Below are 20,637 nucleotides of genomic sequence, written 5' to 3'. Positions count from 1 at the left end.
TTTAATATTATTCAAATAAAGATTCTATGAGATTTGTCGCTTATTATGACGTAGAGAAAGGTAAGCAGTGATTGCTAACACTATTACGATAAAGCTTAACGAGATCCAGATTGGCATGTGGAATACATCAAGCAACAACATTTTCGCACCAATGAACAATAAAATGATGCCTAAGCCGTATGGCAAGTAATGCAATTTAGTTGCAGCGCCAGCAAGTAAAAAGAACATTGCGCGTAAACCTAAAATTGCCATTAAGTTCGCTGTTAAAACAATAAACGGGTCGCTAGTTACCGCGAAAATAGCAGGAATAGAATCTACTGCGAAAATCACGTCCGAAGCTTCAACCAGAATCAAAACTAGAAATAACGGCGTTGCCCACAATAAACCGTTTTGACGTACAAAGAATTTGTCACCTTCAAGCTGTGGTGTAATACGCATATGGTTACGTAACCATTTTAAGAGCTTGATATCTTCAATATTGGTCTCTTCATCTTGGCCTTTTAAGAACTTAAAGCCTGTATATACCAAGAACGCACCGAAGATATAAAGTACCCAAGAAAACTCTTGAACGAACCATGCACCAATAAAAATAAAGAGGGTACGCAGTACGATGGCACCTAATACGCCGTAGAGCAAAATTTTACGTTGTAGTGCAGCTGGAATAGCAAACGCTGCGAAAATCATTAACCAGACGAAAACGTTGTCAATTGCGAGGGACTTTTCGAGTAAGTAACCCGCAAAGTATTCCATAGTTTTTTGGTTTGCTAAGGTCACCCCAACTGTTTGTTGTAGGTAAAGCCATAAACCACCACCAAATAGGGCTGCGACGCTTACCCACGCCACACTCCAGTAAGCAGCTTGCTTAATTGAGACATCCTGACCTTGCTTTTGCTTAAAGCCTAAAAAGTCAATCAGGAGCATCACAATGACTATGCCAAAGAATGCTATGTACAGCCATAAATTGCCGATCGATTCCATAAATCCTCCATACATCCGGCAATTGGGCATAAAAAAACCTCGACCAGTTGCCAGATGAATTAAACATCTGTATCAACATGATCAAGGTCTTGCCTACACCATGAATTTCACGATGCTCAGATACCGACTTTTTAATAAAAGTGTATTGACGATATCTGACACATAACATTGCTGTTATGTTTGGAGGAGGCTACTCCCCTTGTCAAACTAAATTCTGTTTTGGATAAAACATATCCAAGTCGACATAGAATGGCAGATTTTTTTGTATTACGCAACTGAACTTAAAGTCGTGGTATGAATGCCAAAAAGATCTATAGGTTATTTAATCAAACCGCGGTCTAAAAGTGGTTTGCATATAATTTGATAAAGGTGAATACAGAATGCGGTCAAACTTGTACCGTAAGCATTCCAGAAGTAATAACCTGCTGTATTGACTAGTAGTGCGACAATAAAAGCCCCTAACATGTCTAAAGGGAAATGCACACCTAAATAAATACGTGACCACGCCACTACAAATGATAAAAATAACAGAATGATTCCAATTATTTTGCGCTGAGCAAACAAATAAGATAAAGCAATGGTGCTGAAAATCAGCATATGATTACTTGGAAAAGATGCTGTTGGCGCATGTTCAATAAAAGTCGTACCCACACCCATTACAAACGGTCTTGCGTGATGGTAAAACAGAGAAATAACGTAACCGACTAAAAGTGATACGCAGGTTAAAAAGACAGATTTAATGACCCTATTTTTTAAATCTTGATCGCCATAAAACCATAAAAATGTAAGGATGAATAAGAGAATATAGAGGAGATCATTAGCAAAAAAGATAGCAAGACGAATGATAAATTGACTCGCATCCTGAGCCCCATTAATCACATGGAATAAGCTAAGGTTGAGTGTTTCTAAAGACATTCATATTCCAAACAAGAACAAAAACGTGAGCTATGATAAAGAATTAAGCTTAAGGTCTTGATAAAGAATTGTCACAAAAATGAAATATAGTTTGTTTGTGAGTAAAGATTAAACAGCAGGTCTAGATAATTTTTAATGCGTGTTCTGGACGTTAATATTAAAGTGTTAACGTGTTGGCACTTTATTCGAGAACGTTATTTTATGACTACTCAAGAAAAACAGAAAAAATTAAGCTTGAGGCCCCTATCCCCAAGAGATCCTGATCAGCAGCATAGAGCAGCGACTCCACTCGAATTATTGTTCGATTTAATTTTTGTGGTCGCGATTGCAACAGCGGGTCAGCAGTTACATCATGCAATTATTGAAAATCACCTCTGGCATGCATTACCAAGCTACCTGATGGTATTTTTTGCGCTGTGGTGGGCATGGATGAATTTTTCATGGTTTGCTTCGGCTTACGATAACGATGATGCATTGTATCGGTGCCTTACCTTTGTACAGATTGTAGGGTCATTGGTCATGGCAGCGGGTATCCCTGATGTATTTCGTAGTCAGGATTTTGATGTAATCATTATCGGTTATGTGATCATGCGCATGGCCTTAGTGACTCAGTGGCTCAGAGCAGCAAAACATGATCCTGAACGGCGAGTTACGGCTTATCGCTATGCAATAGGTATAGTCTTAGTACAAATTGGCTGGCTTGTGGCTAACTTTGCTCATGTACTTTCAATACCTCTATTTTTATTTCTGGTTGTAGTGGAGTTATTTGTTCCAATCTATGCAGAAAAATATTCACCAACGCCGTGGCATCCTCATCATATTGTAGAACGTTATGCCCTACTCACAATTATTGTGTTGGGTGAGTCGATTGTCGGTAGTTTTAATGCCATACGTGATGCTTTAGCCGCTCAGTCAATGAATATCCCTGCTATTTTCTTAATGGTCGGTGGATTGATGTTAATGTTTGCGATGTGGTGGGCTTATTTTGACCGTAGCGAACAACACCATCATGTAAAAGGTGTACGCCCATTTGTTTGGGGATATGGTCATTATTTTGTTTTTGTCAGTATTGCTGCAGTAGGTGCTGCGCTTGCTGCTGCCGTGGATGTTACAACCCATCATGCGCATATTTCTGATTTATATATGGGAATAGTTGTTGCGGTGAGTGTGGTGCTTTATACCACCTGTATTTGGATACTTTATGAGTTCCAATGCTTATCTGGAATCACGAAATGGTTTTATCCAATCACAGCGCTCATTATTTTATGTATTCCGTTTATTTGTAATAACGTGGGATATAGCGTTTTTGCGATGGGCATTGTCTATAGTTTACGTTTAATGGTCTCTAATAAATTTATGGCCAATATAGAGCCAGAAAAGCTTTAAAAGTCACTGATAAAAAAATGGGTTTCAATTTGAAACCCATTTTTTATTGAATCATCTAAAGCGAAATTTAAGCAGCTTTTGCTTTTAATGCGCTCATTAATTTTTGATGTAAGCCACCGAAGCCACCATTAGACATAATCACAATGGCATCGCCCTCACCTGCTTCATTGACAATACGCTCAATAATTTCATCAAGTGAACGGCTCACTTGAGCATGGTTAGAAGCAGCTTCAATCACAGGTTGTAAATCCCAATCTAAGCCTTCTGGCTGATACCAGATCACTTCGTCTGCTAAGCGTGCTGAATGTGCCAAGCCATCTTTGTGACTGCCCATACGCATCGTGTTTGAACGTGGTTCAATAATGGCCCATAAACGGCGTTCACCTAAGCGTTTGCGTGCGCCATCTAAAGTTGTGTCAATTGCTGTTGGATGGTGCGCGAAGTCGTCATAAACCTCAATGCCATTGACTGTGCCGAGTAACTCCATACGACGTTTCACACCGCCAAAGTTAGACAAAGCTTCACAAGCTTGTTCAAGCGTAACACCTACATGTTGAGCAGCTGCAATTGTTGCCAAAGCATTCGCTACACTATGTTGCCCTGTCATGCTCCATTTCACTTCGCCAACGACATTGCCATTTTCGAGTACTTTAAAATGGCTGCCATCAATTGAAATGAGTTCGGCAGAGAGAGCAGCTTTTTCATTCGCTTCTAGACTTGTACGAATTACTGGTGTCCAGCAACCCATTTCAAGCACTTCATCAATATGCGTTTCAGTAATTGGCGCAATAATACGGCCTTCACTTGGAATGGTACGCACAAGATGATGGAACTGCTTTTGAATCGCTGCTAGGTCATCAAAAATATCGGCATGGTCAAATTCAAGGTTATTTAAAATCGCCGTTTTTGGATGATAATGAACAAACTTAGAACGCTTATCAAAAAAAGCAGAGTCATATTCATCGGCTTCAACACAGAAGTATTTACCACCGCCTAAACGAGCACTTTCACTAAAACCAAGTGGAACACCACCAATTAAAAAGCCCGGATTTAAACCAGCCTGATCAAGTACCCAAGCCAACATAGTTGTAGTTGTTGTTTTTCCGTGAGTACCTGCTACACCAAGTACATGTTTACCTTGTAAAACATGATCTGCAAGGAACTGTGGACCAGAAATATATGGCAGGCCTTCGTTTAGCATGTATTCGACAGCATCAATACCACGTTTCATGGCATTGCCGACAATGACTAAATCTGGATGAGGCTGTAAATGACTACGGTCATAGCCTTGCATGAGTGTAATGCCTGCATTTTCTAACTGGGTAGACATCGGTGGGTAAACGTTTAAATCGGAACCGGTTACCTTATGTCCTAAATCACGAGCTAAAAGTGCTAAAGAGCCCATAAAAGTGCCACAAATACCCAAGATATGCAGATGCATTGCTCGCCTTCTCCACTGCTTTTGTACACAACATTAAAATGAATTGCTGTGTGTGCATTATTGATAAATTTGCCAGCAACGATAGCAAGGCTAAACTCGAAAAGATAGTCAAAAATCGTTGTTGTTCTATGTGATTGAGGCCCTGATAAAACTACAGCTTTATTTTTTAGATTTAAGCTGAATTACAGTTTTATCTTTTATAATGTTTTGTATCGTTAAAATACTTAAATCATCGTGATGATGAAGGATGTGCCTTTGAGCCCAACGGTTTTAGCTTTTACGCTATTAATTATTTCTAACTGCTTTATGACACTTGCATGGTATGGGCATCTTAAATTTTTGCACCACGCTCCACTTTGGCAAGCGATTCTATTCGGTTGGATTATTGCCTTACTTGAATACAGTTTTATGATTCCAGCCACTCGTATGTTAAGCGCGCAAGGCTGGTTACTCGGTGAAATGAAGATCACTCAGGAAGTGGTTACATTGGTAGTGTTTGTACCTTTTATGATTTTCTTGTTTAAGCAACCCTTTAAACTCGATTACTTATGGGCGATGTTATGCCTATTTGGTTGTGTTTATTTCGTATTTAGAAGCCAGTAAGCTCCTATGGCTTGTGAATTAAATGATTTATTCTATTTAATAACAAGCCATAGTTAGTAGACATAACTATTTATTTAGTTGAATACTTACATGCTTTTTTTAGAATTTTAGAAAATTGCTGATCTCTTGGCGTTGGGTCTTCATAGTCAAAAGCATAATTACTGTCTGTTGTAGTTAAACTTAAGGCGCCATCAGGCTCAAAATTAGACATGGCAAAACCATAGGTGTGATCGTCACAGTAAATGCGATATTCAGTAATTGAATATAAATTTCCTACCTCAGTTGCTCCAAGATAATAACCAGTCATCAGAACTGGTTCTCTCTCATCAGTAGCAGATGTTCCAGTAACAATAAATTTCTCTTGGACTTTACCAGTTAATGCTCCACTTTTGATTTCTCCGTTATAACCTTTTTCTTTATTTAAAGTTTTAATGGTTTTTTGAAATTCATCGATGTTTAAATTTACTAAAGCCGCGTAACTCGTTGTTGTGCAAAGTGTGAGTGTTAGGACTCCAAGAAATTTTTTCATTATTAAGCTCTTATTGATTTGATTAAGCGCGTTATATTAATAAAAATTGAGAATGTGTCACTGTTAAACCATGACATTTTTTGATGATATTAAAAATATTCACAGAGCTGGTCAGTTAAATTTTCGTGAGATGAAAAATCAGTCTATAATAATGGGCTTCCGAACCATTTAAAACTTGGCTCTCGTCGAGATTTATCTTCTTTTACTTTTGTCTCTGGAACATTAGCAATGAATGCGGCCGCAGCACAAGACGCTCAACCTCTCGTTGGAATTATTATGGGTTCTCAATCTGATTGGGCAACTCTCGAAAACACAGCCAATATGCTTAAACAGCTTGGTGTCCCATTTGAAGCGGAAGTGGTATCTGCTCATCGTACTCCAGATCGTTTATTTGAATATGCAGAAACTGCACGTGATCGCGGTATTCAAGTGATTATTGCTGGTGCAGGCGGTGCAGCGCATTTACCTGGAATGTGTGCCGCAAAAACTGATTTACCTGTTTTAGGTGTGCCAGTTAAATCATCAATTTTAAATGGCGTAGACTCTTTGCTTTCAATTGTACAAATGCCAGCAGGTATTGCAGTGGGTACTTTAGCGATTGGTCCAGCTGGTGCAACGAATGCGGCAATTATGGCTGCACAAATCTTAGGTTTAACTCGTCCTGAAATCGCGAAAAATGTTGCTGATTTCCGTGCTGCGCAAACTGATAAAGTTGCAAGCAAAAATATTCCGGGTCAGGTGTAAGAGGCTGAGATGGATAAAACTATCGGTATTTTTGGTGGTGGGCAACTGGGCCGTATGATGGCTCAAGCAGCGTTACCATTAAATATTCAATGTACTTTTTTTGAAGCAAATACAGATTGTCCTGCAGGTGTTTTAGGCCAGGTCTTTTCTAGCCAAGATGAGCAAGGTTTAAAGCAGTTTATTGAAAGTGCTGATGTTTTCAGTCTTGAATTTGAAAATACGCCAGTTGAAGATGTTGATGTTTTGACACAAACTAAAACATTGCACCCTCCCCGTGTTGCTTTAGCAACTGCGCAAAATCGTTTGTCAGAAAAAGCATTGTTTGATGAGCTTACTATTCCTGTTGCGCCGTATCGTGCTGTAGATAGCTTAGAAAGCTTGAAAAAGGCTGTGGCTGAGCTTGGTTTACCGATCGTGCTTAAGACTGCAACTGGTGGATATGACGGCAAAGGTCAGTTTGTACTTCGTTCAGAAGACCAGATTGATACTGCTTGGGCTGAACTTGGTCCTGCAAAAAGTCTAGTTGCCGAAAGCTTTGTTAAATTCTCTCGTGAAGTTTCAATTATTGCAGTGCGCGGCCAAAATGGTGAAGTAAAAACTTGGCCACTGGCTGAAAACCATCATCATAATGGTATTTTATCGCATTCAATTGTTCCTGCACCGAATAGTGAAGCTTTGCAACCCGTTGCTCAAGACTACATTACTCGTTTGTTGAATCACCTTAACTATGTAGGTGTGTTAACTCTAGAGCTATTTGTGACAGAACAAGGTTTATGTGCAAATGAGATGGCACCACGTGTGCATAACTCAGGCCACTGGTCAATTGAAGGTGCTGTTTGTTCTCAGTTTGAAAACCATATTCGAGCTGTTGCAGGATTACCATTAGGCTCAACAGAAGTTGTTCGCCCAACGGTTATGATCAATATTATTGGTCAACATCCTAAAACTGAGGATGTACTTGCCTTAAATGGTGCTCATCTGCATCTTTATAACAAGTCAGAACGTGCTGGCCGCAAATTAGGCCATATCACTTTAATGCCTGTGGATAGTAATGAATTGACGAATTTATGCCGTCAATTGGCGGAAATTTTGCCAGAACCACTCGCTTTAACAGCAGATATGACCCTCTAAAAGTATTTTTAATTCTCTAAAAAGCGATCTTTGGATCGCTTTTTTTATCTTTTAAATTTAAAAAATAATAGAACAGGTATATTTTAGGGTTGTGGATAACTTTAAGTGGAGCTTTTGAATTTAAAAAAGTTGCTGCAATTTGAATTTAAAACTACAAATAACTGTCTTGGTTGTTTTTGAATTTAAAATTAGTTATCCACAAAAGTATTTTTAAATTTAAATGAGAGAGCTGGATGTGTCTTTTTAAATTCAAAAATAGAAGTCTATTGGTATGAGGTTTTGAATTTAAAATTTTTGGCTAATCTTTAAATTTAAAAAATATGGATTTCTGTGGTGATTGGCTCCAACCTGTAATAAATAATAAGGTGATATAGAATAGGATTAAGAAATAGAAGGTTTTTTGCTCTGTTGTGGATAAAGTTATCCACAATAAAGAAGGTTTTTTATTTTTAAATTTAAAGAAGTCCTTTTGAATTTAAACTTGAGTATTGGTTTTAAATTCAAAACTAATAATTTGGATCTGGAGAATTTTAAATTCAAAAATAAAGTAGAAAATTTGAATTTAAAACATGGGAAATGAATTTAAAGTAGAGATTATGAATTCAAATTTACGTTTTCTCTCTGAAATTTTGGACTCATAATGGTATGGTACTTACAAATTTAAATTTAAAAATCGAACTAGGATAATATGCGACGTTTTTCTTGTATTGTTGGCTCTGTATTTTTAGCGATGACTCAGGCTCAAGCAGAGCTCGTAATTAATGGTTCTACAATATCTAGCAGTGCTACTGTTCCAGTAGTGACGAGTGAAGATTATACGCCTAATAATAATTTCCAAAGCTGTTTGGCAAATTTACGTTCTCAAGCAATTGCTGCTGGAGTATCGGGTACAACTTATGATCGTTATACCCAAAACTTGACCCCAGATTATTCAGTTATTGATAAATTAAACTATCAACCAGAATTTTCGACACCAATTTGGGATTATCTTTCTGGTCTAGTTGATGAAGAGCGCGTTGAGCTAGGTAAACAAAAACTGGCGCAACATCGAGATGTTTTAAACCGTGCTTCTCAAACCTACGGTGTGCCGCCGGAAACAATTATAGCAGTGTGGGGTGTCGAAAGTAATTTTGGTGATATTTCTGGTAAATATCCTTTATTACAAGCACTCGGCACTTTAAGTTGCGAAGGGCGTCGACAAAGTTATTTCCGCACTGAGTTTTTTGCCACTATGCGTATTTTACAACGTGGTGATTTAACCGAAGATCAACTGAAAGGTTCATGGGCTGGGGCATTTGGTCATACTCAATTTATGCCATCTACTTATGAACGTTTAGCTGTTGATTTTGATGGAGATGGTCGTCGAGATTTAGTGTCGAGTACAGCTGATGCACTGGCTTCAACTGCTAATTTCTTAAATAAAGCAGGTTGGCAAGCAGGAATGCCGTGGGGTTTTGAAGTCAAAGTTCCCCAAGGTATGTCAATTGATGGAGAAGGGCGACGTTCAAAGAAAGCTTTAAGTAGCTGGAGTGCACGAGGGGTGACCCGAATTGATGGTTCTCCACTTGTTCAAGGGGCTTTATCTGGCAATACTTCAGCGGGTTTAATGGCACCTGCAGGTGTAAATGGTCCAGTATTTTTAGTATTTAAGAATTTTGATGCTATCTACAGCTATAACGCTGCGGAAAGCTATGGACTTGCGATTGCACATTTATCTGATCGTTTAAAAGGTGCTGGGCCATTTGTTGCATCTTGGCCAACTGATGATCCGGGAACTTCACGTGCAGAACGTCGTGAAATCCAACAGTTTTTGATTAATCGTGGCTATGATATTGGTGCAGTTGACGGTCTTATTGGAGATAAAACCCGCGTAGCTATTCGTCAGGAGCAGACTCGTTTAGGTTTAAATCCAACAGGACGGGCAGGGCAGCAAATTTTACGTGCATTCCGTCAAGAACAAGCTCAAAAAATGATGCAATAAACTGGAAATAATAAAAAAGGTCTGCTCATGCAGACCTTTTTTATAGGTACATATATAAGATAATCACTCTAATTTAACTGCTTCCAAAATATCAAAAATAACTGACGTAACATCTTGGCTTAAATCACGATCATTAAAGATTTCATACGCAGTGATCGTGACATCAGTATCACTTGGTAATTGCTTTTGCTCTTCTTCAATTAAATGTTCAATCGGTAACAGAGTCTGTTTTACTTCAAGATGGAGAATATCTTTATATTCGATATTTTCATCCTCAAGCTCGATTTCATGCTCATTGAAAAAGGGAATTAAAATAGAATGGAGGTATGGTTTAATTTCAATAATATCAAACAGTTCAATATCTCGTGTCTGTTCAATTGTGCTGATATGATCATTTACTTCAATCAGGATATGATAATAACTCATCTTGATCTCCATTCTATTTTCGTTAGCTCTTATGACCACAATAACATGACTTTGATACCAATTTCGATGTATCTATATAGAAATAGATACATCATTTTATATCAAGCTCTTAATTATTGAGGTAAAGCACTTAATAGATCACGGTCAGCATCCGTAAGTCCAGTGATTTTTTTGTCACCATCTTTACGTACTGAGTACATCAATGCATTTGGTTGATCACTATGTTTTAAACCAAGTGCATGTCCTAACTCATGAGCAATGGTTAAACGTAAGTCATCAATAGATTTAAACTCATAAATCACAATTTGTTTGCCGTTATAGATACCTTTTTTAAAGACATCCGCTTGAGCATTTTGCTTAAATTGGTTCAATGAATTATTAAACTCATTATTAATCTGATTAAAATGAGTAACTTTGACATTTAAGTCTTTAGCTTGCTGATTATATGCAGCAATTTCTTTCTTTAAAGCAACAGTTTGTTTTTGCAAATCTTTCTGAGTTTTAGCCAAAGATTTAGCGCTGTATTCAGGTGCTAATTTGCCTTGGTTAAGCTGCATCATTAGTTGGTCAAGATTTTTCAATTTGCCATTCAAAATCTGCTTCTTATTTTCAAGCTCAGACTGAGTTTGACCAAGAGTTTGCTTCAATTGCTTAATTTGTTGCTGTTCATCAATTACACGTTGCTGTTCTTGTTGGAACTGAGCTGCAATTTTTTGACGCTGTTCAGAACGGCTTTGACTATTATCGTAAACTAAACGAATTTCTAACTTTGCATTTGGATCATAAGTAAAATAATCCTGTCCAGTACCTTGTTTCCAAATGTCCGCAGCTTGTTGACTAATTTGAATTAATTGGTCTTGGCTTAAACCAAAACGTGGATCAATATCAGCAATTTTATAAGTCAAATGTTGACCTGTTTTTTGCTGGATTTGAGTATGTGCTGGAGTTGCAAGATTAGCATTAGCCTGAAAATTAGAAAAAGCAAAGGCTACGCCTAATAACAAAGATGTTAAACGCATAATAGAAGGGGGAGATTTTAAAAAAACGTATTATAAGAATATAAAATGAAAAATCAATCAAAAAACGTACAAATCAGGAAAATAAATGAGACTTTAGTCTCATTATTTTTTACCAAATGCCAAATTATTTTTTAGAAAAAATTTAATATATTCCGTTTTATTTAGTTTTTTTAATCATTTAACTTTAACGATTTTTCCTTAATTTGGTCTATAAATTGAACTTAATAAATCTAAATCTGAATCTGTTAGTTTAAAGTTATGAATATCTTGCTCTTTTAACCGTGGATACATTAATGATTTAGGATCAGTAGTATGTTTTAGTCCTAATGCATGGCCGAACTCATGAGCAAGGGTCAAACGTAAGTCATTTAAAGAAGCATAGCCGTAAATCTGGATTTGGTTTTGACTGAATAAACCTTTATGGAAGGTTTGAATACTAGTTTTCTGCTCTAGTTTGAATTGTGTTTTTAAAGCGCTTAAATCACTTTGCTCTCGATTTAGCTCTTTAATTTTTAAGTTAAGTGATTGAATCTTAAGATTTAGAGTGTTGGATTCATTTTGTAAATCTTCCGATTTTTGCTTTAGTTGTTTTTGCCATTCTTTTAAATTATTGGCACTAGAGTACTGCTGTTCTCCTTGATTAAAGCGCGTTACCTCTTGTTGATATTGTTCAAACTCCGCTTTTAGATTGGCCTTTTTCTTGTTCAAATCAGTTAATAGTTGAGCAACTTGCTGTTTGTTTAGAACAATTTCTTCATTTTTAATGTGCCAAGCTTCCTGCTTTTGCAAAAGTGCATCCAAATTGTTTTGTTGTTCATCTTTAAGCATTTGATGATCATCATAGATTAAGTTAATTGACAATTGAGCTTGTGAATCATAAATAAAATAGGTCTTCCCAGTTTCTTTTTGCCAGATTTCAGCAGCTTGCTGACTTACCTCGACTAATTGTTCTTTAGTAAGTTGAAATCGTGGATCAATAAAAGCAATTCGGTATTTTAAAGGCTGATGAGATGAATTAATTGGCAGATTGCTTTGAGCAAAAAGTGTTGTTTGTAAGCCCATGCATAAGCATAAGCTCAATCCCCACCATAGAAATTTTTTCATGGCAAAATAAAAAATATAAATAAATCTTATTGTTAGCTACTTAATTTAATTCGTCAAAACGATAAAAATCTCAATAGATTAGGTGAGGTTTGTGATATTGGTCGAAAAATTAAAAAAGATGTTCTCAGACTTGGCAATAATCAAATAATTAATGTAGTAAATAACAGTGGTTTTTTAACAAAAAAATATTATTTAAAATTAAATGTTTAGTTTTTATCATTGATCTTTCTGACAGAAATATTTGAATAATATCATTAAAAAACTTATTGTTACTTTTTGTAAACAATAAAAAACCGCGCCTAAGCACGGTTTTTTATTAAAGAAACAAATTATTTTTTGTCATCTTTAACTTCAGTGAACTCAGCGTCTACAACACCATCATCTGCTTTTTGTTGACCCGCATCACCACCTTGGAATGCATTTGGATCAAAGCCTTCAGCACCACCAGCTTGTTGCGCTTGTTCATAAGCACGTTGAGTGATAGGCATCAAGATGTTTTGTAAAGCTTCAGTTTTCGCTTTGATATCTTCTACATCATTTTCTTTTGTTGCTGCTTCAAGTTCAGAAACGGCAGTGCTTACAGCTGTTTTTTCATCTTCAGTAACTTTATCACCAAGATCTTTAACAGCTTTGTTCGAGCTTGAAATTAATGCATCAGCTTCGTTACGCGCTTTTGCAAGTTCTTCAAACTTACGATCTTCTTCAGCATTCGCTTCAGCATCTTTAATCATTGCTTCGATTTCAGCATCAGACAAACCTGAGTTCGCTTTAATCTGGATCGATTGCTCTTTACCAGTGCTCTTATCTTTAGCAGATACTTTCAAGATACCATCAGCATTGATGTCGAAAGATACTTCAATTTGTGGCACACCACGTGGAGCAGGTGGAATATCGCCTAATTGGAAGTTACCCAACAATTTGTTTTGTTGAGCCATCTTACGTTCACCTTGGTAAACTGAAATGTCTACAGCAGGCTGGTTGTCAGCAGCAGTAGAGAACACTTGTGATTTCTTCGCAGGAATCGTCGTGTTTTTCTCAATGATTGGTGTTAATACACCACCCATTGTTTCAATACCTAAAGTTAATGGTGTTACGTCTAATAAAAGAACGTCAGTTTTGTCACCAGACAATACAGCACCTTGAATCGCAGCACCGATTGCAACAGCTTCGTCAGGGTTCACGTCTTTACGTGGCTCTTTGCCAAAGAATTCTTGTACTTTTTGTTGTACAAGTGGCATACGAGACTGACCACCAACCAAGATCACGTCAGAGATGTCAGAAGTCGAAAGACCAGCATCTTTAAGTGCGATTTTACAAGGCTCAATTGTACGAGCAACTAAATCAGCAACTAAACCTTCAAGTTTCGCACGTGTTACATTGATCACTAAATGTTTAGGACCAGTTGCATCAGCAGTGATGTATGGAAGGTTGATTTCAGTTGCATTTGATGAAGAAAGCTCGATTTTTGCTTTTTCAGCAGCTTCTTTCAAACGTTGTAACGCAAGTGGATCATTTTTCAAGTTCACACTTTGTTCTTTCTTAAATTCTTCAACTAAGAATTCAATTAATGCGTTATCAAAGTCTTCACCGCCAAGGAAAGTATCACCGTTTGTTGATAACACTTCGATTTGTTGGTCGCCATCAAGGTCTGCGATTTCAATGATTGATACGTCAAAAGTACCACCACCTAAGTCGTAAACTGCAACTTTACGGTCGCCTTCTTTTTTGTCCATACCGAACGCAAGTGCAGCAGCAGTTGGTTCGTTAATGATACGTTTAACGTCTAAACCAGCGATTTTACCCGCATCTTTAGTTGCTTGACGTTGAGCATCGTTAAAGTAAGCAGGAACAGTAATAACTGCTTCAGTAACTGTTTCACCTAAATAGTCTTCTGCAGTTTTTTTCATCTTTTTCAAGATTTCAGCAGAAACCTGTTGAGGCGCTAATTTTTTATCGTTTACTTCAACCCAAGCATCGCCATTGTCTGCTTTGATGATTTTATAAGGTACAAGACCGATATCTTTTTGTACCGCTTGATCTTCATAACGACGACCGATTAAACGCTTAATAGCGAATAATGTATTTTTCGGGTTAGTTACTGCCTGACGCTTAGCACTTTGACCTACTAAGATCTCGCCATCTTTATAAGCAATGATCGATGGAGTTGTACGTGCGCCTTCAGCGTTTTCGATTACTTTTACTTTATCGCCTTCAAGTACAGCAACGCATGAGTTGGTAGTACCTAAGTCAATACCAATAATTTTTGCCATGTGACGTTTTCCTCAAAAATTCTTTTGCAATGTTTTTGCTTGTTATCCGATATGAGAGTGAATCTATTTTTTTCAAGCGTTTTAGCGAAAAAAAATCTAAAAACTCTCAAAAAATTATTTATTGACCAACCATAACCATAGCAGGGCGCAATAAGCGACCGTTTAATGTATAGCCCTTTTGTAAAACGCTACCGATTTCATTCGCTTTAGCATTTGGGTCAATACCTACAGCTTGATGTAAATCCGCATTGAAGCCATTTTTTGTATCAGCTTCTACAACACCAAATTTTTCAAGTGTGGTTAACAGGGACTTCAAGGTTAGTTTAATACCTTCAAGTACTGGTGTTTCTTCATCGCCAGCTGCTTGAATTGCACGCTCTAAATTATCAACAGAATCTAGTAATTCTTTTGCAAATTTTTCAAGCACAGTCTCTTTATGCTTGTCAGACTCACGTTGAATACGCTCTACACTTTTTTGTGCTTCGTAAACTGCATTCGCAGTACGTGCTTTTTCAAGTTTTAGGCTTTCTTCTAATTTGGTGATTTGCGCTTGTAAAGATTCAACGGTAACGTCGTTTGCTTGCTCTACACCTTCAGCCTGAGTTTGCTCATTAGATTGCTCTGCTTGCTCGTGTTGAATGTCTTGAGCTTGCTCATTTTGCTCATTAGCCATTGATGATCTCCGTTTAAATGGGTTTTTAAACATGTACAGTCCTTTTGGCATCAGCATTTACTGGGTAAAACCTGAACTGCCATGCATATGCTGTAATTCATTAATAGGGATGAAGTATGGGCATTGCCTAAAAATTCAAGCGTACACGGCAATTTAAAACTTTTAATTTTGCGGTTTTAAGTAAAAATTTAAATTTTCGATCATAAAAGCAATAAATTCTTGCGTTATTTTGGGTAAATGTTGCCTTGAAGCATATACCACCGACAAACTTAATTCAGGAGCTGAAAAGTTTTTAAATAAAGGAACTAATCGTTTTTCTTTTAAATCTTTTTTAACTAATAAAGTAGGTAGCATCGCTACCCCTTGAGCATGTATACACATGTCATAAACAGCATTTACATCATTACTTTTAAAGGTAACGTTCAAAGGATAGTTTTGAGGCTGCTGTTCATTATCAAAAAGAGTCCAAAATTGATGTTGGCTATGGTGAGCTAAACATTCATGTTGAATTAGTTGTCTTGGATGGGAGAGGGGACTGTGCTGTTTTAAATAATCAGGATGAGCACAGAAAACAGACTCGATTTGACAAACTGGTCTCGCAATTAAACCATCTGCAACTTTTTGCGTTATACGTAAAGCTAAATCGACCTGTGCATCAATTAAGTCCATTGTATTTTCAGTCAGATATACATCAAATTGAATATGTGGATGTTGCTGTTTAAATTGGCGAATACATTCTCCAACCCCTAATTGAAATAAAAATAAACCACAGGTAAAACGAATCGTACCATTATGTTGTTCAGGTGCAGCTAGCTCTTGTAAAAGTTGCTGTTGTTGTAAAATATTCTCACAGTAGAGTAGGGCTTTTTCACCTGCTGGTGTGAGAGATATTTTTCGTGTATTTCTTTGAAATAGTCGAGTTGAGAATGTGTGCTCTAGGTGCTCAAGATAGCGTGAAACCATGGCACGGGAATAATTTAGGTGTTCTGCGGCTTTGGTTAAATTGCCATGCTGAGCAATAGAAACAAAGACGTGTATGGCTTTTAATGTGTCCATATACTTTATCATTGTTACAATATGTGCAACAGTTTATCTTAATTTAGTGCATTTACCTTACAAGAATTGCAATTTAAAGTATTTCTCATGAATTTGGAGAATACATAATGAAATTTTTTAAATTAACTGCTTCAGCCCTAGCAACTGCCACTGCTTTAACGGTAGCTTCCTCAGCTTTTGCGCAAGATTTGAAGATCCAAAGTTTTCTGGCTAAACCCGAACATTTCGGCGTGACTTCTACTTTAATTGAAGGCGATAAAGAAGTTCTGTTGGTGAATGCACAATTCTCAAAATCTGAAGCATTACGTATTGCTGCCGATATTCTCGATAGCGGTAAAACACTAAAGACAATTTTCGTAAGTTATGGCGATCCGGACTATTACTTTGGCTTAGATGTATTTAAACAATACTTCCCAAATGTACAAATCATTGCAACACCAGAAACTGTTAAACATATCCAAGATACTCAAGCGCTTAAAGTAAAATACTGGGGCCCACAAATGGGTGCAAATGCGCCTAGCCAAATTATTGTGCCTCAAGCTTATGCTGCTAAAACTTTAAAACTAGAGAATGAGTCAATCGAGATTAAAGGTAAGAAAGAACTTACTTATTTATGGATTCCTTCTTCGAAAGCTGTTGTAGGCGGTATTCCAGTATCTTCAGGTATTCATTTATGGATGGCAGATACACCAAAAGTTAAAGATCGCAATGAAGTGATTCAAGCTTTAGAAAGTATTAAATCACTCCAACCTCAAACTGTTGTTCCCGCTCATATGGTTGAGGGAGCTCCACAAGGTTTGGATGCGGTTAACTTCTCTATCGACTATCTCAAGAGCTATGAGAAAGCGGTCAAAGTAAGTAAAAATGCGAGTGAGCTAAGTCAGCTCATGCAGAAACAATATCCAACATTAAAGAGTGTAGATAGCCTAGAGCTAGGTGCAAAAGTTGTAAAAGGCGAGATGCAATGGCCATAATTAAAATCGAAACACCATAAATTTTCTAAAAAGCCGTGGTCTATCCCCGGCTTTTTTTATGAAATAAGGCATTTTCAAGTAAAAAGTCTCTGTAACATTCTACGCACCTTATATAGCGTTTCTATGAAGAGAAAATTTTTAACGAGAGTAAAAGGCTAAGATAAAAATTAGAAATTGATAAAAATAAACAAAAGCTTAAGTTGTAGCTTCTATATAAAAGGTAGAGGTGAGGCTAAGGAAGAGGTTTTAATAAAAAATTGCACAATTTGTACTTCTATTACTACAAAAGACAACCAATGATACGCACGCCAGAAAAAAAAATTGTGAATTATAGGCAGCGCGAAGATGAACTTTGCATTTAAATGTTTGTCGTAATGAAAGGAAAGTGATTATGAAAAAATTAGGTCTTATCTCTGTAGTACTTGCTGGTGTTGCTTTTACAGCTGTTGGTTGTGCATCTGAAGCTGGCTTAAATGCATCAGGTTCAGCTCAAACTAGCGCTAGCCCATCTGGCGTACAAGCTGGTGTTGGTGTAGATGCAGGTGTTTCTGGTCAAGCACAACCAGGTCAAGTTGATGCTGGTGCTTCTGGTTCTGTTTCAGGTTCTGCAACTGCTCAGTAATTCTTAGCGATAAGAACAGTTAAAAGATTATAGAGTACATATATTCAAGATGCCGATTTATATATGAAATGAGCTGCTACTCATTATTCTATAGTCAAGAGAATGTGGATTTCTCAACAAAAAAGCCCCAAGAGTTTTTCTTTGGGGCTTCCATATTCCAATAGATTTTAGTCATCATCATGATAATCTCTATGATTGTGATCACGATCTTCTAATCTTTTCTTCTCCCATTCACGGTGTCTTTTTTCCCACTCACGACGATTTCTATCTTGTTCGCGAGCATCCTTACGTTGTTGTTCGTATATTCTCTTACGCTCTTCCCAACGTTTTCGTTCCCAGTCACTATAGCGACGTCCATCGTTGCGGTCATAGCGATCATCATCATGATCATGGTAACCATAACCACCGCGGTAATAAGGATCATCTGTATAAGCAACACAACCTACAGTTAAAAGACTGGTTGCTAATAAAGTAACAACTAGTTTTGCTGACATAGCACAATCTCCTTTTGTCTGTTAACAATAATTGGCAAAAAAGTCCTGTTTTAAACGACAGATTTGTTAATGACATTTGCTATAAATCAGATTAGCGTAGATTGGTTTTTACCTTTGTATCTTGATTACATGAGTTGTATGCGAATATAGTCAAACAACAAAGAATTCTGTAGAAAATATGAAGGATAAGAGGAATTCATGGAGATAGGCATGACAGCATTTAATCAAAAAATTCAAACATTGCTAGATAAGGGCCAAGGGCCTGCTGCTCGAGCTCTTGATAAGTTACCTCGATTAGCTCAAGAATCACTTGCCAAAATCCTTGGATATGCCTACCAATACCCAGAGCTCGACTCGTTTACTAAATGTATGATGGCCGTACAAATTAAACAGGGACGTATTGGTTTCATTGGTTCAGATCCTATTGAATCTAGACGGCAGTTTGATACACAAATGTTGGCTATACGCCAGAAATCAACTGAAATTGATTCAGTAGAAGACATTCGTTTGCCGCTTCAAAGTGGAACTGTTTTCGCAAGACACTATCATCCTTCACCGAATAAAAAATTACCTCTGATTGTTTTCTATCACGGGGGAGGGTTCGTTGTAGGTGGTTTAGATACTCATGATGAGGTTTGTCGTATATTGGCAAAATATGCAAAAGTACAAGTACTCAGTATTGATTATCCACTTGCACCTGAGGTCTCACCTCAACATTTAATCCAATCATGTGAAGATGCATTAGCTTGGGTATATCAAAATCGCAGACAACTAAAAATATTAAAAAATCGTATTGCTGTAGCAGGGGATAGTGCAGGCGGCAATATCAGTACGGTTGTGGCTCAACGATCAGTAAACAAACCTTATGCTCCACAAGCACAGCTTCTCATTTACCCTACAGTTGATTTTAAAAGCCGACATCCTTCTTTTTATGCTTATAACGAAGGATTAGTTTTGACGGATAGCGATATTAATTATGTCACTCAATATTATGCAACTCAGCATAATGTAGAATTAGACGATCCGATTATTTCTCCAACCTATGGTAATTTGAAAAAGAACCCGCCAGCTTTCGTGATTACGGCTGGTCATGACGTATTGCATGATGAAGCGAAAATTTATAGCTATAAGCTAAGACAAAATGGCGTCAAAATGCATTATGAAGAATATCCAGATCAAACCCATGGTTTTATAAATTTGACACCTATTTCTAAAAAGGCAAAAAGATATACTATCGAGATCAGTAAGAACTTCAGAAAGTTCTGGGATAAAAATAGTTAAATAAAAGTTTAGTCCATGTTTCACGTGGAACGTGGACTAATACTCAAATCTAAAATATAAAGTACTAAATAAAAGATAATAAATACTCACTAGAATTCTTTTATATAGATGATTAAATTTATCCTTCATTAAGTTTTGCATTTTGTTGTAGGGAAAATATGAAAAAATTATTAATGTTATGTTGTTTGGGTATAAGCAGCCATTCAGTCTGGGCGGACACTTTAGTTGAAATGCAAACAAATTTAGGCAACATTGAAATACAACTTTATGATGATAAAGCACCAAACAGTGTGAAGAATTTTAAAGACTATATAAAGTCAGGCTTTTATAAAGATACGATATTTCACCGCGTAATTCCTGGTTTTATGGTGCAGGGCGGTGGACTTGCTGCAAATATGCAGGAAAAGACTACGCGAGCACCTATCAAAAATGAAGCTGGAAATGGAATTGCTAACACACGCGGAACGTTGGCGATGGCTCGTACTGCAAATCCTGACTCAGCTACTAGTCAGTTTTTCATAAACGTTGCAGATAATAATTTTTTAAATCGTTCTGCGGGTAATGCGGGTTACGCAGTTTTTGGAAAAGTAATTAAAGGAATGGAAGTGGTTGACCGTATTGTTCAGGTCCCTACATCAAACTATGGCATGCATCAAAACGTACCAAAACAGGCTATAAAGATAGTAGATATAAAGTTTAAAACTCTTCAAAAATAAATTAATCATACAAATCATATATTTGTTTATTTTTGAGATTTTTTTTGGCTGAAAAAGAATCGGTCGAACGTGCATATTTATAAAAGTGCTTGCGTACCAGTTTTTTTTCCCTATAATGCACTCATCCCGACGCGATACACGAGAATATCTTAGCTTACAGGGTTAAGATGAAAGCTTAGTATTGCGTTGAATTCTGTCTCTGGCGAAGAGCAGAAAAATCATTAAGAGAATTGAAGAACAACTTGTGTGGATTTTTACTGATTGATTAATCGAAATAATTTTCATTGATTGATT

At 37.0% G+C, this 20,637-nt stretch carries 19 protein-coding genes and 1 pseudogene; 9 read left to right on the top strand and 11 right to left on the bottom strand.

The genetic code is table 11. The annotated features are described in order from the left end of the window. Positions 1–24 precede the first annotated feature (24 nt). Complete coding sequence (locus RMA94_RS00390; RefSeq protein ID WP_025464217.1) at positions 25–978, bottom strand: TerC family protein; 954 nt, start codon at positions 976–978, stop codon at positions 25–27. Between the two features lie 318 nt (positions 979–1,296). Next, positions 1,297–1,893 carry an undecaprenyl-diphosphatase gene (locus RMA94_RS00385; RefSeq protein ID WP_005804895.1) on the bottom strand — a complete coding sequence of 199 codons (597 nt, stop codon included), beginning with the start codon at positions 1,891–1,893 and terminating at the stop codon, positions 1,297–1,299. 135 nt (positions 1,894–2,028) lie between these two features. Between RMA94_RS00385 and RMA94_RS00380 the strand changes: the two genes are divergently transcribed. Then, on the top strand, positions 2,029–3,279 hold the full coding sequence (locus RMA94_RS00380) for a low temperature requirement protein A (protein WP_014207673.1): 1,251 nt from the start codon (positions 2,029–2,031) through the stop codon (positions 3,277–3,279). 67 nt (positions 3,280–3,346) lie between these two features. On the opposite strand, the gene mpl is transcribed toward RMA94_RS00380, so the two are convergent. Further along, positions 3,347–4,720 carry a UDP-N-acetylmuramate:L-alanyl-gamma-D-glutamyl-meso-diaminopimelate ligase gene (mpl, locus tag RMA94_RS00375; RefSeq protein WP_069030245.1) on the bottom strand — a complete coding sequence of 458 codons (1,374 nt, stop codon included), beginning with the start codon at positions 4,718–4,720 and terminating at the stop codon, positions 3,347–3,349. Between the two features lie 240 nt (positions 4,721–4,960). Between mpl and RMA94_RS00370 the strand changes: the two genes are divergently transcribed. Then, entirely contained in the window at positions 4,961–5,323 is a 363-nt protein-coding gene (locus RMA94_RS00370) for a DMT family protein (RefSeq protein ID WP_075384089.1), read from the top strand. A 70-nt stretch (positions 5,324–5,393) separates the two neighbouring features. Here RMA94_RS00370 and RMA94_RS00365 read toward each other — a convergent pair whose 3' ends face one another. Beyond that, positions 5,394–5,852, bottom strand: a complete 459-nt coding sequence (locus RMA94_RS00365) for a hypothetical protein (protein ID WP_238517626.1) — start codon at positions 5,850–5,852, stop codon at positions 5,394–5,396. Positions 5,853–6,080: 228 nt separating this feature from the next. Here RMA94_RS00365 and purE point away from each other — a divergent pair, with 228 nt between their 5' ends. The 3 genes from purE (at position 6,081) to RMA94_RS00350 (ending at position 9,708) form a co-directional block, all read left to right on the top strand. Beyond that, complete coding sequence (purE, locus tag RMA94_RS00360; protein WP_002115451.1) at positions 6,081–6,596, top strand: 5-(carboxyamino)imidazole ribonucleotide mutase; 516 nt, start codon at positions 6,081–6,083, stop codon at positions 6,594–6,596. 9 nt (positions 6,597–6,605) lie between these two features. Then, positions 6,606–7,727: a 5-(carboxyamino)imidazole ribonucleotide synthase gene (locus RMA94_RS00355; protein ID WP_002115409.1), complete on the top strand. Its 1,122-nt coding sequence runs from the start codon at positions 6,606–6,608 to the stop codon at positions 7,725–7,727. A 688-nt stretch (positions 7,728–8,415) separates the two neighbouring features. Continuing rightward, positions 8,416–9,708 (top strand): lytic murein transglycosylase, encoded by a 1,293-nt coding sequence (locus tag RMA94_RS00350; RefSeq protein ID WP_311081413.1) that lies wholly within the window; start codon positions 8,416–8,418, stop codon positions 9,706–9,708. 63 nt (positions 9,709–9,771) lie between these two features. Here the strand turns inward: RMA94_RS00350 and RMA94_RS00345 are convergent, their stop codons facing one another. The 6 genes and pseudogenes from RMA94_RS00345 to RMA94_RS00320 all read right to left on the bottom strand — a co-directional run bounded on the left by RMA94_RS00345 (position 9,772) and on the right by RMA94_RS00320 (position 16,256). Continuing rightward, complete coding sequence (locus tag RMA94_RS00345) at positions 9,772–10,146, bottom strand: hypothetical protein (protein ID WP_014207668.1); 375 nt, start codon at positions 10,144–10,146, stop codon at positions 9,772–9,774. Between the two features lie 101 nt (positions 10,147–10,247). Continuing rightward, positions 10,248–11,214 (bottom strand): annotated as a pseudogene (locus RMA94_RS00340) (M57 family metalloprotease). Between the two features lie 137 nt (positions 11,215–11,351). Beyond that, positions 11,352–12,257 (bottom strand): matrixin family metalloprotease, encoded by a 906-nt coding sequence (locus RMA94_RS00335; RefSeq protein ID WP_311081412.1) that lies wholly within the window; start codon positions 12,255–12,257, stop codon positions 11,352–11,354. A gap of 329 nt (positions 12,258–12,586) precedes the next feature. Further along, positions 12,587–14,527 carry a molecular chaperone DnaK gene (gene dnaK, locus RMA94_RS00330; RefSeq protein ID WP_002115449.1) on the bottom strand — a complete coding sequence of 647 codons (1,941 nt, stop codon included), beginning with the start codon at positions 14,525–14,527 and terminating at the stop codon, positions 12,587–12,589. A 118-nt stretch (positions 14,528–14,645) separates the two neighbouring features. Beyond that, positions 14,646–15,200: a nucleotide exchange factor GrpE gene (gene grpE, locus RMA94_RS00325; protein ID WP_002115470.1), complete on the bottom strand. Its 555-nt coding sequence runs from the start codon at positions 15,198–15,200 to the stop codon at positions 14,646–14,648. Positions 15,201–15,362: 162 nt separating this feature from the next. Beyond that, entirely contained in the window at positions 15,363–16,256 is an 894-nt protein-coding gene (locus RMA94_RS00320) for a LysR family transcriptional regulator (protein ID WP_238516033.1), read from the bottom strand. A 107-nt stretch (positions 16,257–16,363) separates the two neighbouring features. Between RMA94_RS00320 and RMA94_RS00315 the strand changes: the two genes are divergently transcribed. Together RMA94_RS00315 and RMA94_RS00310 are read left to right on the top strand one after the other, a co-directional pair. Then, positions 16,364–17,230: an MBL fold metallo-hydrolase gene (locus RMA94_RS00315; protein ID WP_075384087.1), complete on the top strand. Its 867-nt coding sequence runs from the start codon at positions 16,364–16,366 to the stop codon at positions 17,228–17,230. Between the two features lie 391 nt (positions 17,231–17,621). After that, entirely contained in the window at positions 17,622–17,852 is a 231-nt protein-coding gene (locus RMA94_RS00310; RefSeq protein ID WP_000733015.1) for a hypothetical protein, read from the top strand. Between the two features lie 167 nt (positions 17,853–18,019). On the opposite strand, the gene RMA94_RS00305 is transcribed toward RMA94_RS00310, so the two are convergent. Then, a complete protein-coding gene (locus RMA94_RS00305) occupies positions 18,020–18,346 on the bottom strand; it encodes a hypothetical protein (RefSeq protein ID WP_017399657.1) in 327 nt (108 codons plus the stop codon). Between the two features lie 210 nt (positions 18,347–18,556). Between RMA94_RS00305 and RMA94_RS00300 the strand changes: the two genes are divergently transcribed. Further along, positions 18,557–19,627 (top strand): alpha/beta hydrolase, encoded by a 1,071-nt coding sequence (locus RMA94_RS00300; RefSeq protein WP_017399656.1) that lies wholly within the window; start codon positions 18,557–18,559, stop codon positions 19,625–19,627. A 158-nt stretch (positions 19,628–19,785) separates the two neighbouring features. Continuing rightward, positions 19,786–20,343 carry a peptidylprolyl isomerase gene (locus RMA94_RS00295; protein ID WP_311081408.1) on the top strand — a complete coding sequence of 186 codons (558 nt, stop codon included), beginning with the start codon at positions 19,786–19,788 and terminating at the stop codon, positions 20,341–20,343. The last annotated feature ends 294 nt before the right edge of the window (positions 20,344–20,637 follow it).

The sequence above is a fragment of the Acinetobacter sp. V115_6 genome, assembly GCF_031799025.1.
In the GTDB taxonomy this organism is placed as follows: domain Bacteria; phylum Pseudomonadota; class Gammaproteobacteria; order Pseudomonadales; family Moraxellaceae; genus Acinetobacter; species Acinetobacter pittii.
Note: the sequence above shows the minus strand (reverse complement) of the source record. Positions and strands in the feature narration are given on the sequence as shown.

What these genes read in the sequence shown, in the direction of transcription:
- RMA94_RS00320 (WP_238516033.1), bottom strand. Translation starts at nt 16,256, where the DNA reads ATGGACACATTAAAAGCCATACACGTCTTTGTTTCTATTGCTCAGCAT.
- grpE (WP_002115470.1), bottom strand. Translation starts at nt 15,200, where the DNA reads ATGGCTAATGAGCAAAATGAGCAAGCTCAAGACATTCAACACGAGCAA.
- RMA94_RS00345 (WP_014207668.1), bottom strand. Translation starts at nt 10,146, where the DNA reads ATGGAGATCAAGATGAGTTATTATCATATCCTGATTGAAGTAAATGAT.
- RMA94_RS00370 (WP_075384089.1), top strand. Translation starts at nt 4,961, where the DNA reads ATGAAGGATGTGCCTTTGAGCCCAACGGTTTTAGCTTTTACGCTATTA.
- RMA94_RS00310 (WP_000733015.1), top strand. Translation starts at nt 17,622, where the DNA reads ATGAAAAAATTAGGTCTTATCTCTGTAGTACTTGCTGGTGTTGCTTTT.
- RMA94_RS00380 (WP_014207673.1), top strand. Translation starts at nt 2,029, where the DNA reads ATGCGTGTTCTGGACGTTAATATTAAAGTGTTAACGTGTTGGCACTTT.
- mpl (WP_069030245.1), bottom strand. Translation starts at nt 4,720, where the DNA reads ATGCATCTGCATATCTTGGGTATTTGTGGCACTTTTATGGGCTCTTTA.
- RMA94_RS00385 (WP_005804895.1), bottom strand. Translation starts at nt 1,893, where the DNA reads ATGTCTTTAGAAACACTCAACCTTAGCTTATTCCATGTGATTAATGGG.
- RMA94_RS00305 (WP_017399657.1), bottom strand. Translation starts at nt 18,346, where the DNA reads ATGTCAGCAAAACTAGTTGTTACTTTATTAGCAACCAGTCTTTTAACT.
- dnaK (WP_002115449.1), bottom strand. Translation starts at nt 14,527, where the DNA reads ATGGCAAAAATTATTGGTATTGACTTAGGTACTACCAACTCATGCGTT.
- RMA94_RS00355 (WP_002115409.1), top strand. Translation starts at nt 6,606, where the DNA reads ATGGATAAAACTATCGGTATTTTTGGTGGTGGGCAACTGGGCCGTATG.
- RMA94_RS00315 (WP_075384087.1), top strand. Translation starts at nt 16,364, where the DNA reads ATGAAATTTTTTAAATTAACTGCTTCAGCCCTAGCAACTGCCACTGCT.
- RMA94_RS00350 (WP_311081413.1), top strand. Translation starts at nt 8,416, where the DNA reads ATGCGACGTTTTTCTTGTATTGTTGGCTCTGTATTTTTAGCGATGACT.
- RMA94_RS00300 (WP_017399656.1), top strand. Translation starts at nt 18,557, where the DNA reads ATGACAGCATTTAATCAAAAAATTCAAACATTGCTAGATAAGGGCCAA.
- RMA94_RS00295 (WP_311081408.1), top strand. Translation starts at nt 19,786, where the DNA reads ATGAAAAAATTATTAATGTTATGTTGTTTGGGTATAAGCAGCCATTCA.
- RMA94_RS00365 (WP_238517626.1), bottom strand. Translation starts at nt 5,852, where the DNA reads ATGAAAAAATTTCTTGGAGTCCTAACACTCACACTTTGCACAACAACG.
- RMA94_RS00335 (WP_311081412.1), bottom strand. Translation starts at nt 12,257, where the DNA reads ATGAAAAAATTTCTATGGTGGGGATTGAGCTTATGCTTATGCATGGGC.
- RMA94_RS00390 (WP_025464217.1), bottom strand. Translation starts at nt 978, where the DNA reads ATGGAATCGATCGGCAATTTATGGCTGTACATAGCATTCTTTGGCATA.
- purE (WP_002115451.1), top strand. Translation starts at nt 6,081, where the DNA reads ATGAATGCGGCCGCAGCACAAGACGCTCAACCTCTCGTTGGAATTATT.